At 59.8% G+C, this 20,405-nt stretch carries 20 protein-coding genes and 1 tRNA gene; 9 read left to right on the forward strand and 12 right to left on the reverse strand.

Annotated elements, in window-relative coordinates; translation table 11 throughout:
* Nucleotides 1-2: 2 nt before the first annotated feature.
* On the reverse strand, nucleotides 3-1,376 hold the full coding sequence (locus tag E8M77_RS22200) for a glutamine synthetase family protein (RefSeq protein WP_137132788.1): 1,374 nt from the start codon (nucleotides 1,374-1,376) through the stop codon (nucleotides 3-5).
* Nucleotides 1,377-1,539: 163 nt separating this feature from the next.
* Here E8M77_RS22200 and E8M77_RS22205 point away from each other — a divergent pair, with 163 nt between their 5' ends.
* The gene (locus E8M77_RS22205; RefSeq protein WP_137133079.1) at nucleotides 1,540-2,898 is read left to right on the forward strand and encodes an aspartate aminotransferase family protein; all 1,359 of its coding nucleotides are present in this window, start codon (nucleotides 1,540-1,542) and stop codon (nucleotides 2,896-2,898) included.
* A gap of 5 nt (nucleotides 2,899-2,903) precedes the next feature.
* Here the strand turns inward: E8M77_RS22205 and E8M77_RS22210 are convergent, their stop codons facing one another.
* A complete protein-coding gene (locus E8M77_RS22210) occupies nucleotides 2,904-3,920 on the reverse strand; it encodes a glycosyltransferase family 2 protein (protein WP_137132789.1) in 1,017 nt (338 codons plus the stop codon).
* Between the two features lie 100 nt (nucleotides 3,921-4,020).
* On the opposite strand from E8M77_RS22210, the gene E8M77_RS22215 reads away from it, so the two are divergent.
* Entirely contained in the window at nucleotides 4,021-4,983 is a 963-nt protein-coding gene (locus E8M77_RS22215) for a lysylphosphatidylglycerol synthase domain-containing protein (RefSeq protein WP_246659366.1), read from the forward strand.
* Here E8M77_RS22215 and E8M77_RS22220 read toward each other — a convergent pair.
* The 4 genes from E8M77_RS22220 to E8M77_RS22235 form a co-directional block, all read right to left on the reverse strand.
* Nucleotides 4,980-5,312 carry a type II toxin-antitoxin system VapC family toxin gene (locus E8M77_RS22220; RefSeq protein WP_137132791.1) on the reverse strand — a complete coding sequence of 111 codons (333 nt, stop codon included), beginning with the start codon at nucleotides 5,310-5,312 and terminating at the stop codon, nucleotides 4,980-4,982. The two genes, E8M77_RS22215 and E8M77_RS22220, sit on opposite strands and share 4 nt — an antisense overlap.
* A 92-nt stretch (nucleotides 5,313-5,404) precedes the next feature.
* Nucleotides 5,405-5,683: a hypothetical protein gene (locus tag E8M77_RS24095; protein ID WP_205910516.1), complete on the reverse strand. Its 279-nt coding sequence runs from the start codon at nucleotides 5,681-5,683 to the stop codon at nucleotides 5,405-5,407.
* A 46-nt stretch (nucleotides 5,684-5,729) separates the two neighbouring features.
* The gene (amn, locus tag E8M77_RS22230; RefSeq protein WP_137132792.1) at nucleotides 5,730-7,229 is read right to left on the reverse strand and encodes an AMP nucleosidase; all 1,500 of its coding nucleotides are present in this window, start codon (nucleotides 7,227-7,229) and stop codon (nucleotides 5,730-5,732) included.
* A gap of 203 nt (nucleotides 7,230-7,432) precedes the next feature.
* On the reverse strand, nucleotides 7,433-7,774 hold the full coding sequence (locus tag E8M77_RS22235) for a DUF2147 domain-containing protein (protein ID WP_137132793.1): 342 nt from the start codon (nucleotides 7,772-7,774) through the stop codon (nucleotides 7,433-7,435).
* 492 nt (nucleotides 7,775-8,266) lie between these two features.
* On the opposite strand from E8M77_RS22235, the gene E8M77_RS22240 reads away from it, so the two are divergent.
* Nucleotides 8,267-8,533, forward strand: a complete 267-nt coding sequence (locus tag E8M77_RS22240; RefSeq protein WP_137132794.1) for a sel1 repeat family protein — start codon at nucleotides 8,267-8,269, stop codon at nucleotides 8,531-8,533.
* Between the two features lie 170 nt (nucleotides 8,534-8,703).
* On the opposite strand, the gene E8M77_RS22245 is transcribed toward E8M77_RS22240, so the two are convergent.
* Nucleotides 8,704-9,816, reverse strand: a complete 1,113-nt coding sequence (locus E8M77_RS22245) for a pyridoxal phosphate-dependent aminotransferase (protein WP_137132795.1) — start codon at nucleotides 9,814-9,816, stop codon at nucleotides 8,704-8,706.
* Between the two features lie 172 nt (nucleotides 9,817-9,988).
* A complete protein-coding gene (locus E8M77_RS22250) occupies nucleotides 9,989-10,342 on the reverse strand; it encodes a hypothetical protein (RefSeq protein WP_137132796.1) in 354 nt (117 codons plus the stop codon).
* A gap of 228 nt (nucleotides 10,343-10,570) precedes the next feature.
* Between E8M77_RS22250 and E8M77_RS22255 the strand changes: the two genes are divergently transcribed.
* Both E8M77_RS22255 and E8M77_RS22260 read left to right on the forward strand, forming a co-directional pair.
* On the forward strand, nucleotides 10,571-11,788 hold the full coding sequence (locus tag E8M77_RS22255) for an FAD-dependent oxidoreductase (RefSeq protein ID WP_137132797.1): 1,218 nt from the start codon (nucleotides 10,571-10,573) through the stop codon (nucleotides 11,786-11,788).
* 116 nt (nucleotides 11,789-11,904) lie between these two features.
* Nucleotides 11,905-11,994 (forward strand) — tRNA-Ser (locus E8M77_RS22260).
* 33 nt (nucleotides 11,995-12,027) lie between these two features.
* On the opposite strand, the gene E8M77_RS22265 is transcribed toward E8M77_RS22260, so the two are convergent.
* Nucleotides 12,028-12,339 carry a hypothetical protein gene (locus tag E8M77_RS22265; protein WP_137132798.1) on the reverse strand — a complete coding sequence of 104 codons (312 nt, stop codon included), beginning with the start codon at nucleotides 12,337-12,339 and terminating at the stop codon, nucleotides 12,028-12,030.
* Between the two features lie 39 nt (nucleotides 12,340-12,378).
* Between E8M77_RS22265 and E8M77_RS22270 the strand changes: the two genes are divergently transcribed.
* Entirely contained in the window at nucleotides 12,379-13,365 is a 987-nt protein-coding gene (locus tag E8M77_RS22270) for a porin (RefSeq protein ID WP_137132799.1), read from the forward strand.
* Between the two features lie 634 nt (nucleotides 13,366-13,999).
* On the forward strand, nucleotides 14,000-15,016 hold the full coding sequence (locus tag E8M77_RS22275; protein ID WP_137132800.1) for a porin: 1,017 nt from the start codon (nucleotides 14,000-14,002) through the stop codon (nucleotides 15,014-15,016).
* Nucleotides 15,017-15,129: 113 nt separating this feature from the next.
* Here E8M77_RS22275 and E8M77_RS22280 read toward each other — a convergent pair whose 3' ends face one another.
* The gene (locus E8M77_RS22280; protein ID WP_137132801.1) at nucleotides 15,130-16,017 is read right to left on the reverse strand and encodes an alpha/beta hydrolase; all 888 of its coding nucleotides are present in this window, start codon (nucleotides 16,015-16,017) and stop codon (nucleotides 15,130-15,132) included.
* Between the two features lie 97 nt (nucleotides 16,018-16,114).
* The gene (locus tag E8M77_RS22285; RefSeq protein WP_137132802.1) at nucleotides 16,115-18,187 is read right to left on the reverse strand and encodes a lytic transglycosylase domain-containing protein; all 2,073 of its coding nucleotides are present in this window, start codon (nucleotides 18,185-18,187) and stop codon (nucleotides 16,115-16,117) included.
* 222 nt (nucleotides 18,188-18,409) lie between these two features.
* Here E8M77_RS22285 and dapA point away from each other — a divergent pair, with 222 nt between their 5' ends.
* Nucleotides 18,410-19,294: a 4-hydroxy-tetrahydrodipicolinate synthase gene (gene dapA, locus E8M77_RS22290; RefSeq protein WP_137132803.1), complete on the forward strand. Its 885-nt coding sequence runs from the start codon at nucleotides 18,410-18,412 to the stop codon at nucleotides 19,292-19,294.
* A gap of 139 nt (nucleotides 19,295-19,433) precedes the next feature.
* Nucleotides 19,434-19,910 (forward strand): SsrA-binding protein SmpB, encoded by a 477-nt coding sequence (gene smpB / locus E8M77_RS22295; protein ID WP_137132804.1) that lies wholly within the window; start codon nucleotides 19,434-19,436, stop codon nucleotides 19,908-19,910.
* An 80-nt stretch (nucleotides 19,911-19,990) separates the two neighbouring features.
* Here the strand turns inward: smpB and E8M77_RS22300 are convergent, their stop codons facing one another.
* Nucleotides 19,991-20,284 (reverse strand): hypothetical protein, encoded by a 294-nt coding sequence (locus tag E8M77_RS22300; RefSeq protein WP_137132805.1) that lies wholly within the window; start codon nucleotides 20,282-20,284, stop codon nucleotides 19,991-19,993.
* Nucleotides 20,285-20,405: the final 121 nt, after the last annotated feature.

Here is a 20,405-nt window from a genome sequence, read left to right on the forward strand (position 1 = left end):
CCTCAAATCCTCGGCAGGTAGGTCTGGTAGTCGAAGCTGGAAACGGTGCGCAGGAAGGTCATGGCCTCCTTGCGTTTCGTATCGCCATAGATACGCTGGTATTCGGCACCGAAGAGATCGCGGATGAAATCCGAGGCGCGGAACCGATCGACGGCGGTCAGGAAATCATGCGTCAGCACGTCCGGATTGCCGGGTTCGCTGCCCGGCGCGGTGACGGGGCCTGGATCGAGCGTCTCATCAAGGCCGAGCAATATGCCGCCGAGGATGGCCGCGAGCAGCAGATGCGGATTGGCATCGGCGCCGGCGACGCGGTGTTCGATGCGGGCTGCCGGTCCTGACGAATCCGGGATGCGGATGGCCGTGCCGCGATGGCCAAAACCCCAATCGATCTTGTCGGGCGCAAAGGAACCTGGCTGGAAGCGCCGATAGGAATTGGCAAAGGGGGCAAAGACCAACTGCGCCGCCTGCATGGTCTGCAGCATGCCGGCCGTGATGGATTTGAGCTTGAGCGGATCGCCATCGCGTGCGTCGAGAATGTTGTTGCCGTCGCGGTCGATGATGCTGGCATGCACATGCAGGCCGGAGCCTGCCTGATCGCCATAGGGTTTTGCCATGCAGGTGGCTTTGAGCCCATGCCGGCGGGCAGCAAAATCCACGACGCGCTTCAGGTAGATACAGTCATCGGCAGCGGCCATAGCATCCGGCCTGTGCAGGAGGTTCACCTCGAATTGGCCGGGGCCGAATTCCGCCGTTGTGGCATCGGCAGGCAGGCCCATATCGTTGCAGAAGCGGCGGACCGTATCGAGATAGTCTTCCATGGCTGCCGTGGCGCGCATGTCATAGAGCTGGAAGCCTTCTACCTCGCCATTCATCACCAGCGCCTTTGGCGGCATCGGCTTTCCCGTCTCGCGGAAATCCGGCTCGATGACGTAGAATTCCAGTTCGGTCGCCACAACCGGTGTCAGCCCGCGCTCCTTGAACCGCTCCAGCACGCGGGTAAGGATGGCGCGCGGGCAGATCTCATGCGGTTCACCCGATAGGCGATGCATGGTGGCCAGAACCTGTTTCGAACCCTTTGGCCCCCAGGGTAGCGCCGCCAGCGAATTGCGGTCCGGCACGCAGATGCCGTCCGGATCTCCCAGCGTCAGCGAAATCTGGGTGATGTCGTCATTGTCGTCGCCCCAGATATCCAGCGATTGGGTGGAGGAGGGTAGGCGCACGGTGTTCTTCCACACCTTGTCCTCGGCCTTCAGCGGGATCATCTTGCCGCGCAGATCACCGTTCATGCCAACCAGCAGCACTTCGATGCGCGCCTCGGGGCTTGCTGTGTCCTCGGCCTGCGCCTGTCCACCGTCCGTCATGCTGTCATTCGTCATCCCATTGCCCTGTCTTTTTGCGTTCGCATGCGGGAGCCGACAGGGCTCCTTGCCAAACGTGTTCCCCTTGGTCCATGTTCGTAGCCGATCAGAAACCGCCTTACAATCAGGCATGCCATAGCCCGTAACGGCCCTTTGGTATGCGGAGGATGCCGTGAACGCGATGAAAGCCCTTTCCAATCTCAGTGCCATCGATGCGGCCCACCATCTGCATCCCTTTTCGGATATGAAGCAGCTGAACGAGAAGGGCACGCGCATCATCGCGCGCGGCGAGGGCGTCCACATCTGGGATGCGCAGGGCAAGAAATATCTCGATGGATTTGCCGGCCTCTGGTGCGTCAATATCGGCTATGGACGCCGTGAGATCGCCGAGGCCGTGGCGCGGCAGATGAACGAGCTGCCCTATTACAACACCTTCTTCGGCACGACGAACGAGCCGGCAACGCTTCTGGCGCAGAAGGTCACCGCCCATACCGGCGGGCGGATGAACCATGTCTTCTTCACCAATTCGGGCTCCGAGGCGACCGATACCTGGTTTCGCATGGCACGCGTTTATTGGAAGGCGCTGGGCCAGCCATCCAAGACCCATGTGATCGGCAGGCGCAACGGCTATCATGGCTCGACGGTGGCCGGCGCTTCGCTGGGCGGCATGAAGCACATGCATGAGCAGGGCAACCTGCCGATCGAGGGCATTTCGCATATCGGCCAGCCCTATTGGTATGCCGATGGCGGCGATCTGACGCCGGCTGAATTCGGGCTGAAGATGGCGCGCGAGCTGGAGGCGAGGATTGACGAACTGGGCGAGGAAAATGTCGCGGCCTTCGTTGCCGAGCCGATCCAGGGGGCCGGCGGTGTCATCGTACCGCCGGACACCTACTGGCCGGAGATTGCCCGCATCTGCCGCGAGCGCAATATCCTGCTGGTGGCCGACGAGGTGATCTGCGGCTTTGGGCGTCTCGGCAGTTGGTTCGGTCACCAGCATTTCGGTTTCGAGCCGGATCTGGCGCCGATCGCCAAGGGTCTGTCATCCGGCTATCTGCCGATTGGCGGCTTGCTGGTCAGCGACCGCGTCGCCCGCGTCATGATCGAGGAGGCGGGCGACTTCAACCACGGCTTTACCTATTCTGGCCATCCGGTCTGTGCCGCAGCAGCGCTTGAGAACCTGCGTATCATCGAGGAGGAAGGGCTGGTCGAGCGGGTGCGCGACGATATCGGCCCTTATTTCGCAGCGTCGCTCAAAAGCCTGGAAGACCACGAGATCGTCGGTCAGGTGGATGTCGTCGGCCTGATTGCCGGGGTGCAGATTGCAGCCGACAAGGCAACCCGCCGCCGGTTTGCCAAGCCCGACGATGCCGGTTCCACTGTGCGCAATCATTGCCTGGAAAACGGCCTGGTGATGCGCGCCACCGGCGACCGCATGCTGGCCTCACCGGCACTTGTGATTTCCCGCAGCGAAGTGGACCAGATGACCGAGACCCTGCGCAAGGGGCTCGATCACTTGCGTGATACGGCCTCCCGCTGAGCAGTTCAGCGGGGCGCTTCGTCGCTATAGACATCGCGAACGATGTAGCTGACGGAATTGTCGTCGCGATAATAGGTTCTGGCAATCATCTCGGCGAGAATGCCGGTGGTGATCAGCTGAACGGCAGACAGAAACAGCATGACGCCGATCAGGAAGAGCGGTCGCGTGCCGATATGGCTGCCGAAGACGAACTTATCGATGAAGAGATAGCCGAGGATCAGGCCGGCAAGGCTGCCGAGTCCGAGGCCGAGAGAGCCGAAGAAATGGCCCGGCCGCGCCTTGAAGCGCATGAAGAACATCACCGACAGAAGATCGAGGATGACCCGGAAGGTGCGCGATATGCCGTATTTCGACGTGCCGTGCTGGCGCGCGTGATGGGCGACCGGCATTTCGCCAATGCGGGAACTGGGCACCACGCCGGCCACCCAGGCCGGAATGAAGCGGTGCATTTCGCCCATCAGCTTCACCTGCTTGATGACGGTTGCGCGGTAGATCTTCAGGCTGCAGCCATAATCATGCAGGCGCACGCCGGTCATTCGGCCGATCAGCCGGTTGGCGATGAAGGAAGGGACCTTGCGCAGCAGCAGGCCATCCTGACGGTTCTTGCGCCAGCCGACCAGAAGATCGAGTTCGCGCCGCTCCAGTTCCGCCACCATGTGCGGAATGTCCTTGGGGTCGTTCTGCAGGTCGCCGTCCAGCGTGGCTATCAACCGACCGCGCGCCTGGGTAATGCCGGCCTGCATGGCAGCCGTCTGGCCGAAATTGCGTTGCAGGGCCACCACATGCAGATCAAGCCCCGGTCTGCCGAGCGCGCTTCTTGCATTGGCAAGCGTCGCATCCGTGCTGCCGTCGTCAACCAGAATGAGCTCCCATGGCAAGGCATAGGCGGCCATGGCATCCGTGATTCGGGCAATCAGAGGCCCAAGGCTTTCCTCTTCGTTGAAGACCGGAACCACGATGGAAAGCTCAATATCTGCGATTGGCGCCTGAGAGGGCTTGATCGCTTCCGCAATTGTCTGCACTGGCTCTTTCTCCTAAACCACGATGGTTTCGGTACGCTGGGCGCGCCGTCCTTGCAACGTCAACGGACGTCACGCGTGCCTTCACTATATGATGTATGAGATGCCAGCCAGACGAAAATCTTGGACCAAAAGACACGGAGCCACGCTCGTCACATTGGGCGCAGTGCTGGCCTATGGCTTCTTCATCGAATGGTTCTGGGGCTGGGGCGAGATTGTCCGCCGCTGGCAGGATGCCGGCTGGGCCATGCTGTGCACGGCCATGGGCCTTTTGCTCTCAACCTATGTGCTGCGCACCTGGCGGATACACGATTATTTCCCCACTGAAACCCGCGGCCAGTTTCCCCGTCTTCTGCGGCTGGTGCAGGTGCATAACCTGTTGAATGTCATGCTGCCATTTCGAAGCGGGGAGGTGAGCTTTCCCCTATTGATGAAACAGGAATTCGGCGTTTCCTTCACGCGAGCCAGTGCAGCGCTCCTCGTCATGCGGCTTTTCGACCTGCATGCGCTATTGGCGGCGGCCGGGGCGGGACTTCTGCTGGAAAAGGGCGGCTTGCTTCTCTGGGTGGGCTGGGTTCTCTTCGCGCTCCTGCCGGCCTTCGGCTTTGCGTTGCGCCGCCCGCTGTTTCGTCTTCTCCACGGAACCCTGCCGGTGAAGCTGCAACGCATGCTCGGCGAAGTCGAAGCCGGCCTGCCGCTCGACACCCCGGCCTTCATCCGCGCCTGGCTGGCGACGCTGATCAACTGGTTCGTCAAGATTGCGGTGCTCGCCTGGGTACTGCTGTTGCTCGCCGATATCCCGCTGGGATCAGCCTTTGGCGGTGCATTGGGCGGAGAGCTGTCCTCGGTTCTGCCCGTCCATGCGCCGGGCGGCATCGGCACCTATCCGGCCGGCATCATTGCCGGCGCGCTCGGCTCCGGTGCCGATCACAAAGAAGGTGCGCTGGGTGTGCTTGGCCGGGCGTCGGTCAACGCACATCTGCTGATCATCGTCAGTTCCGTCGTCGGCACGCTTTTGTCCATGCTGGTGGCAAGGGGAAGGGCCGAAGGATCGTCAGACCGCTAAACGGCATTCGCCAATGATAGTGCTATCTGCCGCAGGTCAGAATCGGCGCTTTGCTGCAGTTTGCGGACGAGCGTTTCGTCCGCCGTGACGAACTGGCAGCGTTCCTGCAATGCCAACGCAAGGTAGGTGCAGTCGTAGGCCGGATGATCGAGTAGGAGGGAAAGCTGAATGCTCTTGCCGAAAAGCGGCAGGAGCGGCGCCAACTGCATGTCGGAACCTTCGATAAGTCGTGCGGCAAACTGTGCCTCTGCCGACGTCAGCTCGCCGCGCCGCACCTTCTTCCAGAAGATGTTGGCGCATTCCGGCAGGATCAGATCGGGAGCAATCAACTGGTGCCGTTTGGCAAGGGCAACCGCCTGTGGCGTTTCCCTCTCATTGACGACTCACTTGATCACCACGCTTGCGTCTACGACGAAGATGCTCACCGCTCAGCGCGCCCCTCTCGCATGAGATCCTCTGACGGTGTGTGCTGCCTATGTGCAGTGAGCGCCCGAAATTCCGCCGCCAGCGTTTCCAAGCTGGGACGTACCTCAAGCGGGCCATCCCAGCCGGTACCTTCAAGTTTATCCAGAGCACGCCTTTGCTTCTCGATGATGAGAAACCGACGAAGCACGTCTTCCAGGCTCGCGGTCAGGGGCAGACCTGTCGCTTCCTTGGCTTCGATCAACAGGGCATCGTCTACATTGAACGTGATCTGCATAGGAGCCTCCATATGCAGATCACCATAACGCATCTCTAGCGTGATGTCACTGAAACGCCGTCTCGTAGAAGCTGCGCAGCTTGCGGGAATGCAGGGTCTCGGTGGGCATGGCGGCCAGTTTCTGCACGGCGCGGATGCCGATCTTCAGATGCTGGCGCACCTGTGTCCGATAAAATTCGGTTGCCATGCCCGGCAGCTTCAACTCGCCATGCAGCGGCTTGTCGGAGACGCAGAGCAGCGTGCCATAGGGAACGCGGAAGCGGAAGCCATTGGCGGCAATCGTTGCCGATTCCATATCGAGCGCGATGGCGCGGGCCTGGGAGAGACGCTTGACTGGCCCTGCCTGGTCGCGCAGTTCCCAGTTGCGGTTATCGATGGTCGCAACGGTTCCCGTGCGCATGATGCGCTTCAGCTCGAAGCCTTCGAGACCGGTGATTTCCTCAACCGCATCTTCCAGCGCCTTTTGCACTTCGGCAAGCGCCGGGATCGGCACCCAGACCGGCAGGTCATCATCCAGAACGTGGTCTTCGCGCATATAGGCGTGTGCCAGAACATAATCGCCCAGACGCTGGCTGTTGCGCAGGCCGGCGCAATGGCCAACCATCAGCCAGGCATGCGGGCGCAGCACGGCGATATGGTCGGTGATCGTCTTGGCATTCGAGGGGCCAACGCCGATATTGACGAGCGTAATCCCCGCATGGCCTTTCTTCTTCAGGTGATAGGCCGGCATTTGCGGCAGGCGGGCCAGCGATTCGGGCGGCTTGTCACTGCCGGCCGGTGTGACGAGATTGCCGGGCTCGACAAATTCCGTATAGCCCTCGCCACCATTCGCCATCAGTTCGCGTGCCCAGGCGGCGAATTCATCGATGTAGAACTGGTAGTTGGTAAACAGCACGAAATTCTGAAAGTGTTCCGCGCTGGTGGCCGTGTAATGGCTGAGGCGCGCCAGCGAATAATCGATGCGCTGCGCGGTAAACGGCGCAAGCGGCGCCGGCTCGCCCGGCACCTGATCATATTCGCCATTGGCAATCAGATCGTCCGTCGTGTTGAGATCGGGCGTATCGAAAAGATCGCGCAGCGGCATGTCATTGAGGACGGTCGAGGACGAGGCCTCAACATGCGCGCCTTCGCGGAACGCGAAATGCAGCGGGATCGGCGTCGTCGATTCGCTGACGGTGACCGGCACATTGTGATTGCGCATCAAAAGCCCGAGCTGTTCCTTCAGGTAGTGGCGAAACAGCTTTGGGCGGGTAATCGTTGTCGTGTAGATGCCGGGCGAGGTGACATGGCCATAGGAGAGGCGCGAATCGATGTGGCCAAAGCTTCTCGTTTCGATGCTCACCTGCGGATAGCAGGCCCGATAGCGTCCGCTGACCGGTTCGCCCTTGGCAAGCCCGCCAAACCCGTCGATCAGGAAGGCGGTATTGCGCTCGTAAAGTGCGGCAAGCGCATCGACGGCCTTTGCAGGATCATCGAACATCTGCGGCTCAAACGGCGCGGGGCTGATGAAGGGCGGTGAAGAGAGGGAAAAGATTCGTTTGCTCATGAGCCATTATAATGTGCTCTTTCTAACAAGCAAATTACGTCTTTCCCTTTGTCTGTCCGATCTTTCCAAGCGTCTCGCTGCAGGCCTTGCCGAGGCAGGGCGCCAAGGCGCTCTGTTTCGCAAAAAAAGGGTGAACCCGCGCAAGCGCCGGTTCACCCCGTATCGATAGCCGGCGCATCAGCCGCCGGCAGCAGGCCTTAGCCTCAAAGGCGCGTCCAGGTCTGCGTCTTGCAGAATACCGACATGACGCATCCCTTCATCTTCAGCGCATTGCCGCTGACAGAGCCGGAACCGCTATAGGTCTTGTCGGCTTCCGGATCGGTGATTTCACCTTGGTATTCGGCGCCTGTGCCGCTCATCTTGCCGATCTGCTTGCCGGAATGCTTGCCGGTTTTCAGCGTCACGCAAAAGGCCGAGCCGCATTTGGCAATCGCCGCCGTTTCGCCGCTTGCCGTCTTCCAGCTGCCTTCGATGGGTTCTGCGGCCCATGCGCTGCCGGCGAATGCCAGTAGCGTGGCGGCCACCAATCCCGTCTTCCTGATCATGTCGTCTCTCCTCCCGTTGCACATAATGGCTCCAAGCGCAGGCTCCTCCCGGCGCCGGATATTCCAGAGCGCAAATTATCTTACGCACACGTAAAGGTAAACGGGTCTTCGTGCCTGATTTTTCGAGGTCTTTCGACGACCGGAAAAGCCTTTGAGAAAAATCACTCGTCGAAACAGGGTGAAGGAAGGGTAAAATCGCCATGGTTAATGGAAGCTTCCAAAAGCGCTGAAATCCTTAATGCGCAGGGCTTGTGATGTTTAACAAAAACCCAAGTTTACCAAGCGTTTGCACTTTGTTTTCTTCAAATTAATCATGCATTTTAGGCGAATTTTGAACTCCGCCAGGCAGTATGGGGACATCAAACGAGCAGGGAAAACCTGCCGCCCGCAAGGATCAAAAAGCCGCTGAAGACGGTGATCTCCACGGGGCCCGAAAGGGCAAGAAGAAGACAGGGACTACCGACAACAGGCTCGAAACAGGGATTTTGACCGATGGCACGCTTTGAAATGCAGCATTCCGAAATGGCCAGCATGGGTGGCGAAGCTCGCGCTGAAAGCTTCTGCGACATGGGGTTGATGTATGCCACCGGTCGCGGTTGCCCTGTCGATCTGGTCGCGGCCCACAAATGGCTGAATATCGCGGCCATCAAGGGCTCAGACCGGGCGGCCGAACTTCGGGCAGACCTGTCGCATTCGATGACCAAGATGCAGCTTGCCGAGGCACTGCGTGCCGCCCGCGAGTGGATGACCATGCACTGACAAGGTCGAGCGCTGGCCAGCCTGATGCCGGTGCGGAACGCCTGAAAGCTACGACAATAAAAACAATGAAGGGCCGCTGGCATTGCGCCATGACGGCGCTGGCCCAACGAAAAGCCGCGACCGGTCGAGACAAGACCGGCGCGGCTTTCGTGTTTGGCTCAGCCCTTGGATCAGCCGATTGCCGCCAGTACTTTCGGCAGGGCATCGGCCAGAAGATCCATATCGGCCGGCGTGCCTGTGCTGATCCTGATGCAGCGATTGAGCGGGGCAATGCCCGGCATGCGGATGAAGATGCCATGTTCCATCAGCCCATCGACTATGGCGCGGGCATAGATGCCATCGCGCCCGCAATCTATGGTGACGAAATTCGTGGCAGAGGGCAGGGGTGAAAGACCGTTGGCGAGAGCGATGGCGCCAATACGCTGGCGTGATTGCAAGATGCGCTGGGTGACATCGGCCAGATAGGCTTGATCCTTCAAGGCCGCGATGGCGGCGGCGACGCTGATGCGCGGCATGCCGAAATGGTTGCGGATCTTGTCGAATGCAGTGGCATTGTCCGGCGTGGTGATGACATAGCCGATGCGCGCACCGGCAAGCCCATAGGCTTTCGAGAAAGTGCGGGTGCGCATGACATTGGGTCGGTCGAGAAGCGCGCTGATGGCGGGTGTCGTACCCGCCGGCGCCGTTTCGCAATAGGCTTCGTCGAGAATGAGCAGGCAGGTTTCCGGAACGGCACGGGCAAAGGCGAGAACCGCGTCTGCATCCCACCAACTGCCCATCGGATTGTCGGGATTGGCGAAATAGACTAGCCGCGCATCCTCGCGCTTCACCAAATCGAGAAGGCCGTCCAGATCTTCACGATCATCCACATAAGGCGTGGTCACGAGGCGTCCGCCATGACCGACCACGTGGAAATTGAACGTGGGATAGGCGCCGAGCGAAGTGGCAACCGTCATGCCGGGCTCAATGACCATGCGCACGATCTGGCCGAGCAGCGAATCAATGCCCTCGCCGATGGCCAGATTGGCGGGTGCGCAGCCAAGATGGGCTGCCAGAGCCTGCTTCAGCGCAAAGTTTTCCGGATCTGCATAGCACCAGGTTTCGCGCGCAGCCGCAGCGATTGCCTCGAAGACCGACTGTGCCGGGCCGAAACCGCTTTCATTGGCGCCGATGCGCGCTTTGACGGCAAGGCCGCGATTGCGCTCGATTGCTTCCGGCCCGACAAACGGGACTGTGGAGGGCAGGCTGGCGAGAAGGGGAGTGAAGCGCTGAAAGGCAGTCATGCTCGGGGTCCGGTCATCGGTGAAAACGGCCACACCATAGGGGTGTTTGGCGCACACGCAAGACCGGAGCAGCCTGCCTTCCGACGAGGGCAGGCGATCGAGATGAGCAAGAGCCAGTACGCCAAAGCGGGAGGCGCCTCCTCCAGCGCCTCCCGTCGCAGCGTGTCATCAATCAGTGGCTCGAGGCAAAGCTGAGCTTGATCACATGATGCAGGAATTCGGAATCGATCAGCATGTTGAAGCCAACCGTGACCTTTTCTTCCTCGCGTCGAATGAGCGTACAGCCAATATCGTCGCGAACCCCGAGGATTTCGAGGAAGAAATTCTTCGGTACCGGTAAATGCGGACTGACTTCCAGCTCTGCACCATAGAGTGAAATCTTGCGCACGAGGCAGCGGAAATGCGTTTTCGTGCTCAGGTGGTGGCCGACGAAAATGATCTTGCCGGGCCGGTCGATCTGAAACTTCTCAAAAACCTCGTCATGAGGAATCGATCTTGGTGTTTCCTTATGTAATCCCAAGGGCATCGCACCCTCCCATTGCTGTTACACCCGCATCATACGGATGGATCGCTGCTGCATCCTGAAGCTGAAGCATAAAATGCCGTCAATTCACTGAAAAAGGTGAAGATTCCGCCACACATGTCGCAAGGTGGGATTCCATTGACGCGGCCGAATGACGGCGCTACCCGTGCCTGTGAAGCAGCGGCTGCGCAAGGCCACGTGCTGGCCTCTATTTATATAAGGAACGGCACTATGTCGGACGGACTTGTCATCGTGGGCGGCGGCCAGGCTGCCTTTTCTGTCGCTGCCAAGCTGCGTGCGCTCAAAGACGAGCGACCGATCACAATTCTCAGTGCCGAGGATGTGGCACCTTATCAGCGCCCGCCGCTATCGAAGAAATATCTGCTGGGTGAAATGGAATTTCCCCGCCTGCTGCTGCGTCCCGAAAGCTGGTATGGCGAAAACAATATCGATCTGAAGCTCTCGGTGTTTGTAGAGGAGATCGACCGTACCGGCTGCCGGCTGCGACTGCAGGATGGCTCCTTCATCGGCTACGAGACGCTGGTACTGGCAACCGGCGCGACGCCGCGGCATCTGCCGGCGGCTCTGGGCGGCGATCTTCAGGGCGTCTATGTGATGCGCGACAAGCGCGATGCCGATCGTCTGGCGCAGGACCTGCTGCCGGGCAAGCGCGTGTTGATCATCGGCGGCGGCTATATCGGTCTCGAGGCGGCAGCCGTTGCCCGCCACAAGGGCCTGGAAGTGACGCTTATCGAAATGGCCGATCGTATTCTGCAACGTGTCGCCGCGCCTCAGACGGCAGAGATCATCCGCGCCGTGCATGTGGAGAAAGGTGTCGTCATTCGTGAATCGACCGGCTTGAAGCGCCTCAATGGAGAGAAGGGGCGCGTAACCTCCGCCGAATTGTCGGATGGCAGCGTGATTGACGTGGATCTGGTAATTGTCGGCATCGGTGTGACGGTGAATGGGGAGCTTGCCGAGAGGGCGGGCCTCGAGATTGGCAACGGCATACTGGTCGATCGTCAGGCGCGAACATCCGATCGTCGCATCTTTGCCGTCGGCGATTGCGCAAGTCTTCCCTGGGGCGATGCCCGCATCCGGCTAGAATCGGTACAGAATGCCGTGGACCAGGCAGAATCGGCCGCCGCAGCGATTGCCGGCGGAACGGAGCCCTATGTGCCCAAGCCCTGGTTCTGGTCGGATCAGTATGATGTGAAGCTTCAGACTGCTGGCCTCAATCTCGGCTATGACGAAACTCTGCTGCGGCCCGGCGCGCGCGAAGGAAGCCATTCAGTCTGGTATTTCCGACAGAATCGATTCCTGGCGGCCGATGCAATCAATGATGCCAAGGCCTATGTGACGGCCAAGAAGCTTCTGGAATCAGATCGCCAGCCGGATCGGGCGATTCTCCTCGATCCGGAGGCTGACCTGAAGCAATTGCTGGGCTGAATAGCCATTGCTGGCGCTGATGGATGCGGGATTTGCGGACTTTCCTGTAGGAAAAGCCCGCCAATGCGGAAAATGCCTTGCAATCGCCAGCCGACCGCAATAATCACCACCGCACCGGAGAGGTGGCCGAGTGGTCGAAGGCGCTCCCCTGCTAAGGGAGTATACCAGAAATGGTATCGAGGGTTCGAATCCCTTCCTCTCCGCCATTACGCGAAACGTCGCGAAACCCTCCCGAACATTCATCGAAGAATCGCATCATCGCCAGCATCCGCAAGCAGCGCCTGACCTGCGCTTTGTGAGCGCTTCCCGCTAAATACCTGTCTCTCAACGATTTTCTTAACGAAATGTAAAAATTGAACAATCGCCCTCACGCTTTTGTGTCCTTTCAGCAACAGCGCCCGTTGAAGCAGGTGTGCGAGTGGTCCGGCCGGGCAGTTCGCGATTGCATAGACCAACTCCTCTTGTATGTTCTCCATCAGAAGCGAGGCGGTGGATCGTCTGTCTTCTAATAACCGACGGGGATGGGGCAGGGGATGCTGTCCTTCAGCCAAATTAACCCAGACCCTAACGAAACTTGACTGGAGGTCATTATGAACATCAAGAGCCTTCTTCTCGGCTCCGCTGCTGCTCTCGCAGCAGTATCTGGCGCCCAGGCTGCAGACGCTATCGTTGCTGCTGAGCCGGAGCCCATGGAATACGTTCGCGTTTGCGACGCTTTCGGCGCTGGCTTCTTCTACATTCCTGGCACTGAGACCTGCCTGAAGATCGGCGGCTATGTTCGTTTCCAGGTTGATATCGGCAAGGACAAGGCCGGCACGTCGGAGTGGGACGCTTTCACGCGTGGCCAGTTCGAAATCGACGCACGTTCGGACACAGAATTCGGCGCTCTGCGCGGCTTCATCGGCCTGCGTGGCAATGCTGACAACACCACCAACCGCAACACCTTTATCGACCAGGCTTTCATCGAGCTCGGCGGCCTGAAGGTTGGTTACTTCTACAACTGGTGGGATGACGGTCTGTCTGGCGAAACCGACGAACTGGCTTCCAACACCCTGTTCAACTCGGTACGTTACACCTACACCGCTGGCGCATTCTACGCTGGTCTGTCGGCTGACGAACTCGAAGGCCTGACCACCACGACCCAGCCGAACAACGTCGGCATTTCCGGCATCGTCGGCGGCGCATTCGGTCCTGCTAAGGTTGCTCTGCTCGGCGGTTACGACACCGACCGCGAAGAAGGCGCTGTTCGCGTTATCGCAACGGCTGATCTCGGCCCCGGCACGCTCGGCCTGGCTGGCGTATGGGCAAGCGGCAGAAACGCCTACTACAACGTCTCGGAATGGGCTGTTGCCGCCGAATACGCTGTCAAGGTTACCGACAAGTTGAAGGTCACCCCCGGCTTCCAGTATTACGGCGATTACGGCTTTGCCAACAACGTCGACGCTTGGAAGGCTGGCCTGACGCTGGACTACCAGCTGGCAAAGAACTTCTCTGCCAAGGGTACGGTACAGTATCTCGATCCGGACAATGCAACCGAATCCTGGACGGGTTTTGTCCGTCTGCAGCGTTCGTTCTAATTCAGCCTAGACTGGATTTGCGGAAAGCCCGGCTTCGTGCCGGGCTTTTTGCGTTTTAGGAGCGGTTGGTTTTTACCGTTCCGTCGCGGCGTCGGGCAGGGCCGTATTCGCCACGCCCCCTGCCTTGAGTCTTGTCACAATCTGATGCTTGGGCGTGATGCGTTGGCTCAGGGCTTGCGATTCTCTCCGGCCGTGTGAGCGCCTGCCGCGCTAGCCTGATTCTCCTTTTCGCCGCTCTTCCATCTCGTCATCTTCGGTGCCGCCTACGTTTGCCGTCACCATCAGGGGCCGGCTTGCACCTGCATTGCCGCCACACTGAGCCTTGCGACTCGCTATCCGAACGTGCGCAGCGATTCTTCAGTGCTCCGTCAGTTAACAAAAATTGCTGATTTTTTAACCTCTTAGGTCAAATCGTGTTCACAGGATCAGGTGGGGCGGACGGGGACGGTACCTGGCTGCCGTGCCCGTGCTGCACTGTGTCACGAATGCGCAACACTCGCTGTCATCTGATACCGGATGAACCACTTCTGATGCATATTTATGTTCTGCCTCGGGTGAATTGGTGTTTAAATAAAATCAATTCAGGCGGCATCGTTTGCTTGATGGCTATCCACATTGTCCCGAGGAAAACAACATGAACTTGAGAGCTCTCGTCCTTAGCTCTGCTGCGGCTCTGTCCTTCAGCACCGCTGCTTATTCCGCCGACGCGATTGTCGCTGCCGAGCCGGAGCCGATGGAATACGTACGCGTTTGCGACGCGTTCGGCACTGGCTTTTTCTACATTCCGGGCACGGAAACCTGCCTCAAGATCGGTGGTTACGTTCGTTTCCAGACCAATGTTGGTCCGGACGAATCGGGTTCTTCTGACTGGGATTCCTTCACCCGTGCGCAGCTCAACGTCGATGCACGTTCGGACACTGAATTCGGCGCTCTGCGCGGTTTCATCGGTCTGCGTGGCGATGCTGACAACACGACCAGCCGCTCTGCCCAGATCGATCAGGCTTTCATCGAAGTTGGCGGCCTGAAGGTTGGCTTCCACTACACCTGGTGGGATGACGATCTCTCCGGCGAAACCGACATCCTGTCGTCCAACGACACGCGTGCAAACGCTATCCGCTACACCTACACGAGCGGCGCATTCTTCGCTGGTCTCGGCGTAGAAGAGCTGGAAGCCCTTTCCGGCACCCCGAACAACGTTGGCATCAGCGGCATCGTTGGTCTGTCTGAAGGCGTTGTAAACGGCAACCTGCTCGGTTCCTACGACACCGACACGGAAAATGGCGCTCTGCGCGCAATCGTCTACGCAAAGGTTGGTCCGGGCACGATCGGTCTCTCCGGTGCATGGGCTTCTGGCGCCAACGCTTACTACGAAGAGTCCGAGTGGACGGTTGCTGCTGAATACGCAATCGCCGTCAACGACAAGCTCACCGTTACTCCGGCTTTCCAGTACTTCGGTACGCTTGACACGAATGGCTCTGGCGACTTCACCGGCAGCCGCGATGCATGGCGCGCTGGTCTGACTGTTGACTACCAGATCGCGAAAAACCTCAGCACCAAGATCACTGCCAACTACCAGGATGCCGACTCTTCGGCTACGGTTGCTGGTGGCGAAACTTGGACCGGCTTCTTCCGTCTGCAGCGCGCATTCTGATTTGCGCCTGAGCGGTTTGCTCTAAGATCGAAAAACCCGCCTTTTGAGGCGGGTTTTTTGTTGTGTGATCTATGTATCTGACGTGATGATGTTTTTCGGCTGTTGGCCTGTCGTCAGGGAGCCTCTTTGAGGAAGTCTGCGATAGCCCGGCTGACTGAACCCAGATGCAGCAGTGGCGCATGGCCCTGGCCGATGGCCATGACATTGTTCAATGCCGGGCGTCTTGCCTGCATGGCATTGACTGTCTCGCTCATCAGAAGCGTCGAATTTTCTCCCCGCACCACCATCATGGCCACATCTGGAAACTGATCGAACTGTTCCCAGAGTGACGGTAGCGGATGGGCGCCAAGATCGGCAGCGCTGAAGGCACGGGCAATCTCCGGGTCGCAATCTGCGACGATACCATCGTCCGTCTCGACAAACAGATCGCGGGCCATATCCTGCCAGTCCCCGTCCGAAAGAGCGGGGAAGGCCGGTCCATGGATCTGTGTCAGATGGGTGACGGCATCATCCCAATGGCTGAGACGCGGTGCGGTTTTCAGATAGGCCTGAATGTCGAGAAGCCCCTGCAAGGGCAGTTCCGGGCCGACATCGTTGAAGATGAGGCCGGCAATGCGCTCGGGCGCCACGCTTGTGAGCACATGCAGGATCAGCCCGCCGCGCGATGTGCCGATAAAGACGGCTCTTTCGATACCCAATACATCGAGGAGCGCGCAGAGGTCCTGCGTTTCGGTGACGATGGTGTAGCTGGCCTTGTCCTCCACCCTGTCGGAGAGGCCGCGGCCGCGATAATCGATTGCGACAATTCGGCGTGGCTTCGTCTGCGATGCGGAAATCTCCAGCGCCAGCTTATGGAAGTCCCGCGCGTTGCGGGTCAGGCCGGGTAGGCACACCAGCGGCAGTGCGTGGTTGACATCCGATTCGGTGTCTGTGCCATAGTCGCGATAGGCCAGACGGGTGCCGTCGGCAGCGGTTATATAGCCCTGCTGGAAATTCTGCATGGTCGCGTCCCTCCCTACCGATCGCGGCAGTCTAGCGAATCGGGAGCACCATGGGGAGGCTAAAACGAATCAGGCGGTGTGTCTGACGAGGCAGGGCTCAGCGGCGACCGTAACGCAGATCGTTTTCAATATCCGCGCTTTGTCCCAGCCGTACCTTGTAGACCTGATAGTTTTCCATGACCCGCTGCACGTAGTTGCGGGTTTCGGGGAAGGGAATCCGTTCGATCCAGTCAACAACCTCATCGATCGACTTGCCGCGCGGGTCGCCATAGCGTTCGATCCATTCGGGCACCCGGCGCGGGCCGGCATTATAGGCGATGAAAGTCAGGATATAAGAGCCACCGAAGGCATCGATCTGTTCGCCGAGGTAATGTGCGCCAAGCGTTGCGTTATAGCCGGGATCTGTGGTCAGTTTGGCCGCCGTATAGGCAATGCCATGCCGGCTCGCGACGCCCTTTGCCGTTCCGGGCAGGATCTGAAGGAGGCCGCGTGCATCGGCGGGCGATATGGCCGCCGGATTGAAGGCGCTTTCCTGGCGGGCAATGGCATAGGCCAGCGCCTTGCCTGAGCCTTCGATATTGGCCGTCGGGGGAATAACGCCAACGGGGAAGGCGAGCGCTGCGACATCGATGCCGCGGTTGAAAGCCGTCTTGCCGATTTCCAGGGACAGCGCGTGGTTGCGGTTGCGTTCTGCACGGGCGGCGAGGATTGCCAGTTCGCCGGGGCTGGTCATATCGTCGGCAAGCGCGCGGTAGAGCGCATCGGCTCGTTGGCTATGGCCTGCCGCGTCCAGCCGGTCGATGGCGCGCACGGCTTCTCTCGAGGCAAAGTCGCGACGGTCCGCCTCGGTCGGGGAGGGGTAGGAGACATCGAGTGTCTTCATGTTGAGCCGCGAGGCGGCCAACTGCCCATAAAAGGTCGCCGAATAGCGCGCTGCTTTCTGATAATAGTCGGCGGCCTTGCCAGGCCCGCCAGCCTCTGCCGAGCGGCCAAGCCAGTAGAGCCCGCGCGACGCAGAGAGCGGCCGCGAGGAGGCGGCAAGAATGCGCTCGAAATGGCGGGAGGCGGTGGCGGGATCGCGCAAAGATCGCAGCGCATACCAGCCGGCATGAAATTCGGCATCGGCAATGTCGGCAGCGCTTTTTGCCGTATGGCCGGCCACGATCCGGTAAGCGTTTTGAAAATCGCCCTGGTCGGCAAGGCCGCGCGCCACGATGCGCCGCTCGTTCCACCATTCGCTGGCATTGACCAGTTCGGATGTGTCGCGTGGTGCAGCTTCCAGTAGACGTGCTGCCTCGCTATAGCGATCCTGCTGGCGCAGAAACTCGATGCGCACGAAAAGATAGGCCGTGTCGCGTCCCCAGGCGGGGGCTGCGGCGTTGATCAGGGCTTCGGCATTCTTGGCACGCCCCGCAACGGCACTCCAGGCCGCATAAAGCGACTGCGCCTTGCCCAGATCGCCAAACCGTTTCGCCTGTGCCGTGCGGCCGCGATACATAAGGTAATCCATACGCGCCTTGTGCATGGAAGGTGTGATCAAGCCGGCGAATTCCTTCAGGATCGCATCTTCCAACTCCTTGTCGAGCGCGTTGCCGACCCAGAAGGGTCGCAGAACCGTTGCGGCCTGGCTGCTCTTGCCTGTGGCCACCAAGGCACGGGCAAGCGTGATGGCGCCCTGCGGGGTTTCGGGACTGGTGCGGCCAAAGGCTGCCAGAACATCGGCGGCTGGCGGATTTTCCTGAAACAGCGCCCGTTCGGAATTGGCGCGCAGCCGGTTCAAGCCGGGCCAACCAACCAGTTCCTGGCGGGCGGCAGCAATCTCGTGCGACGGCACGCTGCGCAGTCCCGATGTGGCGATGGCCCAGGTGAGAAGATGCCGATCGAGCGAACCCTGCGGCAGCGAATCGCGTACGGAAAGTGCGCCTTCTGCATCGCGGGCCGATAGCGCATCAAGGCCCGATGCCAAGACCTGCGCCGAAGCCTGTGGCGCACCCTGGGCGGAAGGGCGTGGAATGGCGCCGGTAATCTCCGGGGATGGCATGGCGGCGGACCGTACGGTATCGGGCCGGGTCAAAGGCAAAGGAAGCCTTCCATCCGGCAGCGTTGCTGCCGCAAGAGCGCCTGCGCTTGCTGAAAGCAGCAGGCCAGCTATCCAAAGCGACTTTCTCATCCACTCACCCGCGACACGACGTAATCCGTATGTTTACTTAGCCGTCGGTCTGCTTAACGGAACCTTACCAGAATGCCGCAAGCCGACCGATTGCGCCATCACGATCTGTTGCAAAACACCAAAGACCACGCTTGTCGTCCCATGGGCACCGCTTTATGGTGCGCCCCTCATAAGCAATTAATACGGCCGAACAATGAAGTGCGGTCGATGGGGAGTCTTCGCATGTTCAAAGGGTCCATGCCCGCGCTTGTCACACCTTTCACCGACGCGGGTGCGGTTGACGAGGCGGCTTTCGCTGCCCACGTCGAGTGGCAGATCACCGAGGGAAGCACCGGTCTTGTGCCTGTCGGCACGACAGGCGAATCGCCGACGCTCTCGCATGATGAGCATAAGCGGGTGATCGAGATCTGTATCGAAGTGGCGGCCAAGCGCGTGCCGGTGATTGCCGGCGCCGGTTCGAACAATACGCGCGAGGCGATCGAGCTTGCCCAGCATGCGCAGGAGCAGGGCGCCGATGGTCTTCTGGTCGTCACGCCCTATTACAACAAGCCGACGCAGAAGGGCCTGTTTGCGCATTACAGCGCGATTGCGCAAGCTGTCCATCTGCCGATCATCATCTACAATATCCCGCCGCGCTCGGTCATCGACATGTCGCCGGAAACCATGGGCGCGCTCGTCAAGGCACACAAGAACATTGTCGGCGTGAAAGATGCCACCGGCAAGCTGGAGCGCGTGTCCGAGCAGCGCATCACCTGCGGCAAGGATTTCATCCAGCTGTCCGGTGAAGACGGCACTGCGCTTGGCTTCAATGCCCATGGCGGCGTCGGCTGCATTTCGGTCACGGCCAATGTCGCGCCGCGCCTCTGCGCTGAATTCCAGCAGGCAACCCTTGCCGGTGATTACGCCAAGGCGCTCGAATACCAGGACCGTCTGATGCCGCTGCACAAGGCGATCTTCCTTGAGCCGGGCGTCTGCGGCGCCAAATATGCGCTGGCGCGCACCCGCGGGCTGAACCGCACGGTGCGCTCGCCGCTGATGTCGACTCTGGAGCCGGGCACGGAAGCTGCGATCGATGCAGCGCTTCAGCATGCGGGCCTGTTGAACTGAACCTATGAGGCCGGACGCTGCCCTGCGGATGTCCGGCTTCCCTTTGGGCGCTCGACACACTACATAGGTGAAAACAGCTGCCATTCCGGCGGCACATCGGGCCACCAGACCCCAAGCGGGCGGAGATAACCAGACATCCATGGCACCCAAAGGCAGCCAGCGCACCATCAACAAGATCGTTGCGGAAAACCGCAAGGCGCGCTTCAACTATGAAATCATCGATACATATGAAGCGGGCATCGTTCTGACGGGCACCGAGGTCAAGTCTCTGCGCGAAGGCAAGGCGAATATTGCCGAATCCTATGCCTCTGATGAAGGCAATGAGATCTGGCTGATCAATTCGCATCTGCCGGAATATCTGCAGGCCAATCGCTTCAACCACGAGCCCCGCCGGCGCCGCAAGCTGCTGCTCGGCAAGCGCGAGATCAATCGTCTGCGTGTCGGTATTAACCGCGAAGGCATGACGCTCGTGCCGTTGAAGATCTACTTCAACGAGAAGGGCCGTGCGAAGCTGGAACTGGCGCTGGCCAAGGGCAAGAAGCTGCACGACAAGCGCGAGACTGAGAAGGAACGCGACTGGAACCGGCAGAAGAGCCGGCTCTTGAAGACCGGCTGACGGTCCGCTCCCTATATCGACTTCGGAAATGATCAGCCGGAATGCGCGCATTCCGGCTTTTGTCGTTTCAAATCAAGGCCTCAGCGACCTCTCATGCCGATGGCAAGATAGAGTGCGTCCTGATGCGCCTGCCGCAGCCGGGCTTCCTGCCGGGCGCTGCGGCTTATAGCTTCATGCACGGTCGGATGTCCGTCATCCAGCCCGATATCCTGCATCTGATAGTCGCTGAGATCACGGATGGAATTACCGGTCCGGCGCCGTGTCAGGCCTCGCACAACCAGGCTCAGCCAGCGCATGCCCAAGGTCACTTGATTGCGGGTGTTCCGCTGGGCCTGGTCGGAGGGGCTTTGATCGGCTTGGTCGGTCGTGCACATGATCCTGATCCTTGTCGGTGAGGCACGAAAACGGGCAACCTCTCCGCCGGTCAGGCAGAAAGGAAACGGGTGAAGGTTTGAGGGTTGATGAAGGGGTTAAGTACAGCCAAAAGGTGAATTT

The organism is Rhizobium sp. FY34 (assembly GCF_005222845.1).
Classification (GTDB): Bacteria; Pseudomonadota; Alphaproteobacteria; order Rhizobiales; family Rhizobiaceae; genus Neorhizobium.